Below are 12,216 nucleotides of genomic sequence, written 5' to 3' on the forward strand. Positions count from 1 at the left end.
CTATTCTCGTGACAGTGCTGTCACCGGATCAAGTTGCGCAGCATTCCGCGCAGGCAAGAAACCGAATAACACGCCAATCAGGGTGGAGCAGACAAAAGCTGCAATAATCGAAGTGAGTGAGTACGACATTTGGAAGGTGTTGCCAGAAAAATGACCAAAAATTTGCCCAATGGCAAGGGATAGTAATACCCCCAGAACCCCACCGAGGATACAAACCAAAATAGCTTCAATCAGGAACTGTTGCAAAATATCGCTTTGGCGTGCGCCAACCGCCATGCGCACCCCAATTTCCTGTGTCCGTTCGGTGACGGAAACCAGCATGATGTTCATTACACCAATACCGCCAACGACCAGTGAAATCACGGCAATGGTAGACACCAGCAGGGTCATGGTTTGAGTAGTATTTTCAATCGTTTCACGAATGCTGTCGACATTCTGGGTGAAAATATCCTGTGCACCATGGCGTTGTATCAGTAAACTCAAAATGGCATTTTCTGCTGCGGCACTCGGGTATTCATCTTTAATGCGGACAATAATGCTACGCACATTGGCCTGTCCCATCATTCGGCTAAGAACTGTCGAATAAGGCAGATACACATTCAGAGCGTCTGAATTTCCCATCACGGTTTTCTGTGTCGAGACCACCCCAATAATCCGGCTCGGGACATTGCCGAGCAGAATCACCTGACCTAAAGGGTTTTGACCGTCACTGAAAAAAGTATCGCGAGTATTGGTGTCAATGACCACATCCTGAGTCCGTTCTGTGATGCCTTGCTTATCAAAAGGTTGTCCAGATTCAAAGGTCAGACCTCGGACATCAAAGAATTGCTCGCTGACACCATTAATGGTTGCTGAAGCATCCATTTCTTTATAACGAATGGTCATATTGGTCGAGACGCTGGGACTGACAGCCTGCACATAAGGCTGGTCTGCCAGCGCATCAGCATCGGCAGGAACGAGCGTTTTATTCTGGGCGGTTTTAGAATTGTCACCAAAGCCGCGACCCTGAAACACCGTAATGGTGTTCGTGCCCAGACTGCTAATGTTGTCCAGAATCTTTTTCTGTGAACCATTGCCCAAGGCAACAACCGAAACGACTGAGGCAATCCCGATAATAATGCCCAGCATCGTCAGAAAAGTTCGTGTTCGGTGGGCACTCATGGCAAAGACGGCCATACGGAAGGCTTCATTTAAACGGTCAAGTACAGAGCGCCATGCAGAAATTTTCTTTTGTTTGTTACGATTTAATGTCTGGATTTGTTCTGACTCACTTTCGGGAATATTGGGCTGGTCTGAAATGATTTTCCCGTCACTGATTTCAATAATCCGTGTGGCATTTTTAGCCACGGTATGGTCGTGGGTGACCAGAATCATGGTGTGACCCTGAGCATTCAGTTCGCGTAAAATCCGCATCACTTCAATGCCGCTGTTTTTATCGAGTGCACCGGTTGGTTCATCTGCCAGAATGACATCACCACCGTTCATTAATGCCCGTGCAATCGAAACCCGTTGTTGCTGACCGCCTGAGAGCTGGCTCGGATGGTGATGTAACCGTTCACCTAAACCTAAATTAGTCAGTAATTTGCTGGAGCGTTTACGTCGTTCAGCAGCATCTACACCGGCGTAAATAGCAGGAACTTCGACATTTCCCGCTGCGGATAAATCTCCGAGTAAATGATAACGCTGAAAAATAAAACCAAAATATTCACGCCGCAGTGCAGCGAGTTCATCGGGCGTGAGCGTATTGGTTTCACGACCTTGAACCTTGTAGCTCCCCGAGGACGCTTTGTCGAGACAGCCTAAAATATTCATTAAAGTGGATTTACCCGAACCAGATTGCCCGACAATAGCCACCAGTTCACCTGGATATATTTTTAAATCAATACCCTTGAGAATCTGCACCGTGCCTTCTCCGGCTGGAAATTCACGGGTCAGATTTTGGACTTCAAGTAATGGTTCTGGCTGAATAGCTTGCATTACATTAGTCTCGCAGCTGTGCGGGTACTGCTTTTAGCGGCATTGTTAGAGGTGTCCGAGGTATCCCCTAGTACCACCTGATCACCTTCTTTGAGACCACGTAAAATCTGGGCATTGACCCGATTGTTCAAACCGATAAGGACTGACTGAGGGTGGGTCGAGCCATCAGCTTGAACGACTCGAACCGTTGCCAGACTGACCTGACCGCTCTGTAGCAGCTGTTTTTCTGCCGTTGTTAACTGCAGTGGTGTAGCCGATGTTTTGGCGTTACTGGTCTGGCTATTTTTCTGCGTTTTTGGGCGATTTTTACTTTGTAATGCAGCAGCAGGAATGGTCAGAACATTTTTAGCATTGGCAAGTACGATAGACACTTGGGCTGTCATATCGATACGTAACTTGTTGTCCGGATTAGGCACATCAAACAGGGCATTGTAGTAGATTGCGCTGCTGCTGGTTGTGGTGGTTGATTTCGAGTTGTCTTCGGTGTTGATGGAATCAGGCGCAGGTTCAATCTGGCGTAATTTTGCGTAATGTTTTTGCTCGCTATTGCCTAAGGTGGTGAAGTATACGGTCTGCTCTTCCTTGACCTTCATGACGTCTGCTTCAGAAACCTGTGCGCGCACGGTCATGATGTCCAGTTGTGCCAGTTTAACAATGGTTGGTGTGCTTTGATTGGCATTGACGGTTTGACCTTCATCCGCCACGATGGCGACTACCGTGCCATCTAAGGGTGCGACAATCCGAGTGTAATTCAGGTTCTCACGGGCAGTGGCCAGACTGAGTTTTGATTGTTCGATTTGTGCCTGAGTGGCAGCAATGTCGGCCTTGGCGGTACGGTAATTGGCTAAAGCTGTTTCTAGGTCTGCCTTGGAACTGGCATCCTGAGCATACATGGCCTGCTGGCGCTGATATTCGGCATCTACCTTGGCCAGATTGGCTTCCTTGATGGCAAGTTGTGCCTGTAGGTTTTTGATATTGGCTTCGGCTGTTTTTAAGTCGTTTTGTTGCCGAATCGAGTCAATTTGGGCAATCAATTGTCCCTGTTTGACATGGTCACCTAGCTGGACATACATTTTTTTGACCTGTCCGGAGGCCTGTGCGCCCACACTGACCATTTGCTTGGCTTCGAGTGTGCCTGTTGCTAGTACCGCATCTTCAAGATCGGTATGGGTTGCTGTTGCAGTAATATACTGTGGCTGAGTCTGTTTGGGTTTGAAATACCACCAACTGGCTGTGGCACATGCAATCAAGAGGATTGCCAAGGTCATCACTTTGACAGATTTTTTTATTTGCATGGGCGTTTGAAAAAAATTAAAAAATATTTTTAGTATAAGAGTGAATGAGGGGAAAAAATGCGGTTTTTAGCGCTTTATTACAGTGATTTTGTTAACCGTCAAACAGTTGCTTGCCGCACAGTTCAGCAACCGCTTGCAAGCATAAATGCTCAGCATTTTCTTCAGAGATACCTTTAATTGCCGCATCAATTCGTAACAGTAAGTCTGACCAGCCTAAAAAACGCTGGGGAGATAAACGCCGTAAAGCCTGCTGATAGTAAGATACGCGCGTTTTCCAAATACCGAGTTGCAGGGCATTTTGTGGCTGCTCATACAGTTGCATGAGTAAACGCATTTCTTTACTGATTGACCATAAAATTAGACTCATGGCTTCGCCCGTTGCCAGTAAATACTGATAAATTTTTACAGATTGGGCCAAATCACCTTGTAGCATACTGTCATTGAGATCATACGTGCTATAACGTGATTGATCTTGTAAACAGGCATATAGCTGATCAATACCAATATGTTGCAAGTCAGGGAAGGTATCACTGACTCGAATCAAACTGTTTTTGGCAGCAAGCAGGTTATGTTCATGATGCTCAAGCAACCATTGCCAAGCATCTTGAGTCAGGGTGATTCCCAGTTTTTCGGCTTCAGTCGTTAAAATCCGTTGACGGTCTTGTGGATAGTTAGCCTGTAAGGAAACCAGTACACCATTGGCTTCGATGGTTTGAAAGAAGCTGGATTTTAAACTTTGAGTATCTTGCTTGGGCATGACCACGACAAGCAGGTTTTGCTCATTATATTGCAAATATTCTTTGAGTAACTTTAAGCTCGCTGCATCGGGTTTAATATTGCCATGTGCTTCAATCGCCAGTTGTTGAGAAAAGAGTGACAGGCTATTTAAGGCATTAAAGACATTTTTCCAGTCCTGAACATTTTGAATTTCATAGCGTTGTCGTTCAATTTCCTGACTTTGCCAATGGCGGCGCAGCGCATCTAGCAAGTTTTGTTCAAGCAGAGGTTCCTGACCATGCATGACCCAAGCCCCTTGTGCTTCAGTCACGCGTTTGAGGGCTTGGAGATAATCGAGTTTCATAACAACACTGAGTTAAGGTGTTACAGTGGGCGTAGAAGCAGGTGCAGGTTGAAGGTGTGGAATGCGATTGGTTGCAATCTGACGAGCCATTTGCTGAGCAACATCATCAATCAAGAGGCTAATCACGGCATCTTGTTCATTATCATCCACGTTTACACTGGCAACATTGTATTGATAGCTTTTTACACCATTAATGCTTCGTGGTGTTGTGACAGGGCGACCTTGCGCATCTTCAATCTGGAAGGTTACATTTAAATATAAAATAACCTCAGCTACACGACCGCTGAGTTTTTGACGGCGATAATGATAATCCAAAACGTGTAGTGTATAAGCTTCTTTGGCATCATCAAATTGAATGCCATATCCTGATAAATAGCTTTTAAGCTTGATTTCTAATGTGTTCTTTTGAGGAATTATATTGTTATTGCTGTCGGTTACATGCATGGCTTCACTTGGCAAGTTCAGCTTCATGTGTGTGTAATCGACAGGAATTGAGGTCGGGCTGAGGCCTCTTAAATGAAAGCCACAGCCGACTAAGCTTGCACTTAGGCCAAGAGTTAAAACGACAGATGCTAAACGTGGGACTAAGTGCATGCGTATTCCTCAAATAATTAAACGACTAAGTTCACCAATTTGTTTGGCACAACAATTTCTTTTTTGGTCTCACCTGTCAAGAATTGCTGTACTTCAGGTAAAGCTTTGGCTTGTGCCAATAAATCTTCTTTAGAAATATCGACGCTCACTTCTAATTTACCACGAAGTTTACCATTCACTTGTACCACAATCGTTTGTGTATTACGGGTCAATGCTGACTCATCTACACTTGGGAACGCAGTTGTGGTTAAGTCGATGCCAAACTGAGCCAAAACGGTTTGGCTTAAATGCGGTGCAAATGGAGCAAGTAAAGTCAGTAAAGTAATCACTGCTTCACGTGCAACCGCCGCATCATTGTCAGATTTTACTTCAAACTTGGTAATCGCATTCAGCAATTCCATTTGTGCTGCAATCGCCGTATTAAATGCGTAACGACGTTCAATATCATCACTCACTTTGGCAATCGTTTCATGTACTTTACGACGCAAGTCTTGTGCTTCTTTAGATAAATTGGCTTTATCCAGCTCAACAGTTGCATAGCCTTGTTCAAAGAAGGTACTGCTTAAACGCCATACACGTTTCAAGAAACGGTTTGCACCTTCAACACCTGCATCTGACCATTCAAGAGATTGATCTGGTGGAGCAGCAAACATCATAAACACACGTGCTGTATCTGCACCGTATTGGTCAATAATGGCTTGAGGGTCAACGCCGTTATTTTTCGACTTTGACATTTTTTCCTGACCGCCAATGATCACAGGCTGACCATCTGCCAGATATTTTGCAGACAGGATACGACCTTTATCATCACGCTCAAGTTCAACATCAGCAGGGTTAAACCATGTTTTCTTGCCAGATGCATCTTCACGGTAGAAAGTGTCAGCTAATACCATGCCTTGAGTGAGCAAGTTTGCAAATGGTTCGTTGCCTTGTACCACACCTTCATCACGCATCAATTTGTGGAAGAAACGCGCATAAAGTAAGTGCAAGATCGCATGTTCTACACCACCAATATACTGGTTTACAGGCAACCAGGTTTGCGCTGCTTCAGGCTTGATCATGCCATCGGTGTAATCAGGAGAAGCATAACGCGCATAATACCAAGACGATTCAACGAAGGTATCTAGGGTATCAGTTTCACGTTTTGCCGCTTTGCCACAACATGGGCAAGTGGTTTCATAGAACTCTGGCATTTTTGCCAATGGGTTACCTGAACCATCAGGAACGACATCGGTTGGCAAAATCACTGGAAGTTGCTCTTCTGGAACAGGAACTTGACCACAGTCGTCACAGTTGATCATTGGGATTGGGCAACCCCAGTAACGCTGACGAGAAACACCCCAGTCACGTAAACGGAACTGAACTTTTTTATTGGCCAATGTTTGTGATTCTAACTTAGCAAGGAAAGCATCAAATGCACCTTGGAAATCTAAACCGTCAAATTCACCTGAATTAACAAGTTTGCCTTCTTTAGAACCGTACCATTCTTGCCATTGGGTTGCATTGAACTCGGCATCATCTTTGCCTTGAGCATCAATAACTTGTTTAATTGGCAAGTTAAATTTATTGGCAAATTCAAAATCACGTTCGTCATGTGCAGGAACAGCCATGACTGCGCCAGAACCATAGGTCATTAACACATAGTTGGCGATCCAGACTTCAACATTTTCACCCGTCAATGGATGCTTCACAAACAAGCCAGTCGCACGACCTTTTTTCTCAGCGGTTGCCAAATCTGCTTCGGCAACTGAACCATGGCGACATTCTTCAATAAAATCGTTCAATTCAGGGCGAAGTTCAGCCGCTTTTTTCGCTAAAGGATGGTCTGCTGCAACTGCAACGTAAGTTACACCCATTAAGGTATCTGGGCGAGTGGTATACACCATCAAGCTGTCAGCATAAATGCTTTCATCGGCAGAAGGGAAGATGATTTCCATACCTTCCGAGCGACCAATCCAGTTACGCTGCATGGTGAGAACTTGTTGAGGCCAGCCAGCTTTTAATTGTTCTAAATCATCTAGTAATTCTTGCGCATAGTCAGTAATACGGAAGTAATACATTGGAATATCACGTTTTTCAACCAATGCGCCCGAACGCCAGCCGCGACCATCAACCACTTGTTCGTTAGCAAGTACAGTTTGATCGACTGGATCCCAGTTTACAGTTGAAGATTTACGGTAAATCAGACCTTTCTTATAAAGCTGAACAAATAACCATTGTTCCCAACGATAGTATTCAGGGGTACAGGTCGCGATTTCACGATCCCAGTCAATCGCAAGCCCTAAGCTTTTTAGCTGATTACGCATGTAATCAATATTTTCAAAGGTCCATTTCGCAGGGGCAACTTTGTGGGCAATTGCTGCATTTTCCGCAGGTAGACCAAAAGCATCCCAACCCATAGGTTGTAGAACTTGTTCGCCTTTTAAGCGGTGGAAACGGCTAATCACATCCCCAATTGTATAGTTACGCACATGACCCATATGCAGCTTACCGCTTGGGTAAGGAAACATAGACAGAATATAGCGATGCTTGCCTTCTACTGTGTCAGCAACTTTAAAGACTTTACGATTTTCCCAATCTTGTTGGACTTGAGGTTCAATCGCACTGGCTTGATATTCAGGGTCAATATGAGGTGTAGTCATAAACGTAATAAGAACAATGTGGAAATAGTTTGTCGCAAAGCATAGCGCAAAATGCACCTAAAAGTGAATTTTGCGCAAGAAAATCTCGTCTGTCTATCCATAAATACGAGAAAACAGCGGTCAAATTTATGAATTACTGTGCTTTAGGTGCGCTTACGGGTAAATTTTCTTGATTATTGAGAGGTGCTTGCTGATTTGCTGGTTGATTTTGAGTCGATTGAGCATGATTTGTTGCAGGTTGTGACGTATTTTTCTGAGGCATATTATTGTTATTCGTATTTGTTGTTGATGGGGTAGTTGCCCAACCATGCGTTTGAATTTTACCGCGAGTTTTTACACCTTTAGCTTTGGGTGGGGGTGTAGTGGTGTAATGAGTCGAACCGTGAGCATCAACCCACTTATAGTAATCTGGCTGAGCCGAACTGATCTGGCTTAACCCCATTAAGCCCAATCCAATCATATTTGAGATCGTTATTTGTTTTAGCGTTTTCATAGAAACCCTTGTTGATTTTAAATAGTCACACGCCCTAAATTTTAGCGTGTTTTTTGACTGAAAATATGAATTTCTATGGTCAAATCAGGATTAACTTCAGATTTTTTATCTTCAGATAAACGGTGAGTATGTCTGTGGCACTAAGCAATTTGTGAAAAAACACATAGAAGTCTTGACAATCGGGAATGAAACAAGAAAAATGCTACACTTATTTATCTGATCACCCTTCGGATAAGTAAACGAATTGTGCAATAGGCATATATCCTCTAGCCGAGCTATATGTTGAATTAAAGATATGTTTATCCCAGCATGTTTTTACCTTAAAGATGCAGTATTTACAGCTTATATCGCTGTTGCATCTGATTTTTATCCTATTGCAGCGCCTAGGCGTGAAATTTGTGCTATAAGAGTACAGTTTGTATGAATTAAACACTATGTAATGTCTCCCATTACATGGAAAAAAGATATTTAGGGTGAATCACGTTGGAACTTCTATCTGGTGGTGAAATGCTCGTTCGTGCACTTGCGGACGAAGGTGTTGAACACGTTTTTGGATATCCTGGTGGCGCAGTTTTGCACATTTATGATGCGCTATTTAAACAAGATAAAATTCAGCATTACCTAGTACGCCATGAACAGGCTGCTGGGCATATGGCAGATGCATATTCGCGCGTCACAGGCAAAACTGGGGTCGTACTTGTTACTTCAGGTCCCGGTGCAACCAATACTGTTACACCAATCGCGACAGCCTATATGGACTCGATTCCTATGGTGATTCTGTCTGGACAAGTTGCTTCTCATCTTATCGGGGAAGATGCTTTCCAGGAAACAGATATGGTGGGTGTGTCACGTCCAATCGTGAAACATAGCTTCCAAGTCCGTCATGCAAGTGAAATTCCTGGCATTATTAAAAAAGCATTTTATATTGCTGCAAGTGGCCGTCCAGGACCTGTTGTGGTTGATATTCCAAAAGATGCAACCAATCCAGCAGAAAAATTTGCTTACGAATACCCTGAAAAGGTGAAGATGCGCTCTTATCAGCCACCTTACCGTGGACATACTGGGCAAATTCGTAAAGCAGTTGAAGAGTTGCTCTTGGCAAAACGCCCAGTCATTTATAGTGGTGGTGGGGTTGTACAAGGTAATGCAGCTGAGTTATTGACTGAACTTGCACATTTACTGAATTATCCAGTTACCAATACCCTCATGGGCTTGGGTGGTTTCCCTGGAACTGATCCTCAGTTTATCGGGATGTTGGGTATGCATGGCTGTTATGAAGCCAATATGGCAATGCACAATGCCGATGTGATTTTTGCAGTAGGCGCACGTTTTGATGACCGTGTCACCAATAACCCTGCAAAATTCTGCCCAAATGCCAAAGTTGTGCATATTGATATTGATCCTGCGACCATTTCGAAAACCATTTCAGCGCATATTCCAATTGTGGGTGCAGTTGAACCTGTATTGCAGGAAATGTTGAGTCAGTTGAAACAGCTCAACATTTCTAAGCCAAACTCAGAGTCTTTAGCTCAGTGGTGGAACCAGATCAATGAATGGCGTCAAGTTCATGGTCTGAAATATGCTCCTGCGGTTGACGGTGGTATGAAGCCGCAACAAGTGGTTGAAACTTTATATAAAATCACTAACGGTGAGGCGATTATTACCTCTGACGTTGGTCAGCATCAGATGTTTGCTGCGCTTTATTATAAGTATGATCAGCCACGTCAATGGATCAACTCTGGCGGTTTAGGAACGATGGGTGTGGGTCTACCATATGCCATGGCTGCGAAGCTTGCAAAACCTGAACGGCAAGTGGTATGTATCACAGGCGAAGCTTCCATTCAGATGTGTATCCAAGAGCTTTCAACCTGTAAGCAATATGGTTTAAACGTTAAGATTCTATGCTTGAATAACCGTGCGCTTGGTATGGTAAAACAATGGCAAGACATGAATTACGAAGGTCGTCACTCAAGTTCGTATGTTGAATCATTGCCAGATTTTTCCAAGTTAATGGAAGCTTATGGACATGTAGGTATTCAAATTAATCATGCTGATGAGCTAGAAGCCAAACTTGAAGAAGCGATGGCGATTAATGATAAATGTGTGTTTATTAATGTGATGGTTGACCGCTCTGAGCATGTTTACCCAATGCTGATCGCGGGTCAGTCTATGAAGGACATGTGGTTACATAAAGGGGAGCGTACAAAATGAGACACATTATTTCTGTACTCATTGAAAATGAATCAGGTGCGCTTTCTCGTCTAGTCGGTTTGTTTAGTCAACGTGGCTATAATATTGAAACTTTGAATGTTGCACCAACTGAAGATCCAACATTATCGCGTTTGACTTTAACCACGTATGGTGATGACCATAAAATTGAGCAAATTACCAAACAACTGAATAAACTGATTGAAGTTGTGAAAGTGGTGGATTTGAGCGAAGGTTCGCATATTGAACGCGAATTGATGCTGATTAAAGTTAAAGCGTTGGGCGCAGCGCGTGATGAAATCAAGCGTACATCAGATATTTTTCGTGCCTCAATTGTAGATGTAACGCCAACGACTTACACCGTTCAGATTGTAGGAACAACGGATAAACTTGACGGTTTTATTGATGCTTTAGCTGAAAATACCATTTTGGAAGTGGTACGTTCAGGCGTGTCAGGTATTGCGCGCGGCGAAAAAGTATTAACGGTTTAAAAAAGATTTTACTGGAGAACACAAATGCAAATTTTTTACGATAAAGATTGTGACTTATCTATCATCCAAGGCAAAAAAGTAGCAATTATTGGTTACGGTTCACAAGGTCATGCACACGCATTAAACCTTAAAGACTCAGGTGTAGATGTAACTGTAGGTCTACGTGCAAACTCTGCTTCTTGGAAAAAAGCAGAAAATGCAGGTCTTAAAGTTGCTGAAGTTCCTGCAGCGGTTGCTCAAGCTGACTTGGTAATGATCTTGACTCCAGATGAGTTCCAATCACAACTTTATCGTGACGTGATTGAGCCAAATATCAAAGAAGGCGCAACGCTTGCGTTTGCTCATGGCTTCTCTATCCTTTATAACCAAGTTGTTCCACGTAAAGACTTGGATGTCATCATGGTTGCACCAAAAGCACCTGGTCACACAGTACGTTCTGAATACCAACGTGGTTCAGGTGTTCCAGATCTAATTGCTATTCACCAAGATGCTTCTGGTAATGCACGTAACGTTGCGCTTTCTTACGCTTCAGGTGTAGGTGGTGGTCGTACAGGTATTATCGAAACTTCATTCCGTGAAGAAACTGAAACTGACTTGTTCGGTGAGCAAGCGGTTCTTTGTGGTGGTGCGGTTGAATTGGTGAAAATGGGCTTCGAAACTTTGGTTGAAGCTGGTTATGCACCAGAAATGGCTTACTTTGAATGCTTGCACGAACTTAAATTGATCGTTGACTTGATGTTCGAAGGCGGTATCGCAGACATGAACTACTCAGTGTCTAACAACGCTGAATATGGCGAATATGTGACTGGTACTGAAGTAATTAACGAACAGTCTCGTGAAGCAATGCGTAATGCATTGAAACGCATCCAGTCTGGTGAATATGCAAAAATGTTCATCCAAGAAGGTGCATTGAACTACCCATCAATGACTGCTCGTCGTCGTCAAAATGCTGCACACGGTATCGAAGTGACTGGTGGTAAATTACGCGCGATGATGCCTTGGATTCAAGCAAACAAAATCGTTGATAAAGAGAAAAACTAAGTTTTAGCTCGATCAAACATAAAAAAACCCTGACTTTGAGTCAGGGTTTTTTTATTGCCTACCATAGGAGTAGGAGGGCTTCGCCTAACTTTATATTGTGCTGCTCAGGCTTGATAGCACAGCATGTTGCTTAAGGTTTGCTCAGAGGCAGTGTCTGGGTTGAATTTTAAAAGTGTGAAATAAGTCTCATTTTTTTGGAAAATTATGATTTTTTTTGAAAAATATGGACCTTATGTGATTTTATTTTAATTTTGTGTGTTGAAATGTATTTCTTATAAAAAATTTAACAATACTGTATATATGTGATTTTTCTATTTAAAAAAATAAGGGTAAGACCCTATATTTTTTATATTTAAAAAAATAATATATCAACCACTCTAGTATTTATTTAAGT

General features: G+C 43.1%; 9 protein-coding genes. 3 read left to right on the plus strand and 6 right to left on the minus strand.

Annotated features, from left to right (window positions below; translation table 11 throughout):
• The 6 genes from ACX1N5_RS08410 to ACX1N5_RS08435 all read right to left on the minus strand — a co-directional run bounded on the left by ACX1N5_RS08410 (position 1) and on the right by ACX1N5_RS08435 (position 8,082).
• Positions 1-1,977 carry a MacB family efflux pump subunit gene (locus tag ACX1N5_RS08410; protein ID WP_458801461.1) on the minus strand — a complete coding sequence of 659 codons (1,977 nt, stop codon included), beginning with the start codon at positions 1,975-1,977 and terminating at the stop codon, positions 1-3.
• Complete coding sequence (locus ACX1N5_RS08415; protein ID WP_458801459.1) at positions 1,977-3,272, minus strand: efflux RND transporter periplasmic adaptor subunit; 1,296 nt, start codon at positions 3,270-3,272, stop codon at positions 1,977-1,979. The genes ACX1N5_RS08410 and ACX1N5_RS08415 overlap by 1 nt, the downstream gene beginning before the upstream one ends.
• A gap of 91 nt (positions 3,273-3,363) precedes the next feature.
• Positions 3,364-4,353, minus strand: coding sequence for a DNA polymerase III subunit delta (gene holA, locus ACX1N5_RS08420; RefSeq protein ID WP_458801457.1), 990 nt, complete (start codon positions 4,351-4,353; stop codon positions 3,364-3,366).
• Positions 4,354-4,365: 12 nt separating this feature from the next.
• A complete protein-coding gene (locus ACX1N5_RS08425) occupies positions 4,366-4,947 on the minus strand; it encodes an LPS-assembly lipoprotein LptE (protein ID WP_004749768.1) in 582 nt (193 codons plus the stop codon).
• A 17-nt stretch (positions 4,948-4,964) separates the two neighbouring features.
• A complete protein-coding gene (gene leuS, locus ACX1N5_RS08430; RefSeq protein WP_131381345.1) occupies positions 4,965-7,589 on the minus strand; it encodes a leucine--tRNA ligase in 2,625 nt (874 codons plus the stop codon).
• 133 nt (positions 7,590-7,722) lie between these two features.
• Positions 7,723-8,082, minus strand: coding sequence for a DUF4124 domain-containing protein (locus ACX1N5_RS08435; RefSeq protein ID WP_458801455.1), 360 nt, complete (start codon positions 8,080-8,082; stop codon positions 7,723-7,725).
• A gap of 483 nt (positions 8,083-8,565) precedes the next feature.
• Between ACX1N5_RS08435 and ACX1N5_RS08440 the strand changes: the two genes are divergently transcribed.
• The 3 genes from ACX1N5_RS08440 to ilvC are packed head-to-tail and all read left to right on the plus strand — an operon-like array spanning position 8,566 to position 11,822.
• Positions 8,566-10,293 (plus strand): acetolactate synthase 3 large subunit, encoded by a 1,728-nt coding sequence (locus tag ACX1N5_RS08440; protein WP_458801453.1) that lies wholly within the window; start codon positions 8,566-8,568, stop codon positions 10,291-10,293.
• Positions 10,290-10,781, plus strand: coding sequence for an acetolactate synthase small subunit (gene ilvN / locus ACX1N5_RS08445; protein WP_004749762.1), 492 nt, complete (start codon positions 10,290-10,292; stop codon positions 10,779-10,781). Before ACX1N5_RS08440 ends, ilvN begins: the two co-directional genes overlap by 4 nt.
• Positions 10,782-10,805: 24 nt before the next feature.
• Positions 10,806-11,822: a ketol-acid reductoisomerase gene (ilvC, locus tag ACX1N5_RS08450; RefSeq protein ID WP_116728991.1), complete on the plus strand. Its 1,017-nt coding sequence runs from the start codon at positions 10,806-10,808 to the stop codon at positions 11,820-11,822.
• Positions 11,823-12,216: the final 394 nt, after the last annotated feature.

This window comes from Acinetobacter sp. ANC 4636, from assembly GCF_054454555.1.

Coding starts and splice junctions, on each gene's coding strand:
- ACX1N5_RS08410 (WP_458801461.1), bottom strand. CDS start 1,977: ATGCAAGCTATTCAGCCAGAACCATTACTTGAAGTCCAAAATCTGACC.
- ACX1N5_RS08415 (WP_458801459.1), bottom strand. CDS start 3,272: ATGCAAATAAAAAAATCTGTCAAAGTGATGACCTTGGCAATCCTCTTG.
- holA (WP_458801457.1), bottom strand. CDS start 4,353: ATGAAACTCGATTATCTCCAAGCCCTCAAACGCGTGACTGAAGCACAA.
- ACX1N5_RS08425 (WP_004749768.1), bottom strand. CDS start 4,947: ATGCACTTAGTCCCACGTTTAGCATCTGTCGTTTTAACTCTTGGCCTA.
- leuS (WP_131381345.1), bottom strand. CDS start 7,589: ATGACTACACCTCATATTGACCCTGAATATCAAGCCAGTGCGATTGAA.
- ACX1N5_RS08435 (WP_458801455.1), bottom strand. CDS start 8,082: ATGAAAACGCTAAAACAAATAACGATCTCAAATATGATTGGATTGGGC.
- ilvN (WP_004749762.1), top strand. CDS start 10,290: ATGAGACACATTATTTCTGTACTCATTGAAAATGAATCAGGTGCGCTT.
- ilvC (WP_116728991.1), top strand. CDS start 10,806: ATGCAAATTTTTTACGATAAAGATTGTGACTTATCTATCATCCAAGGC.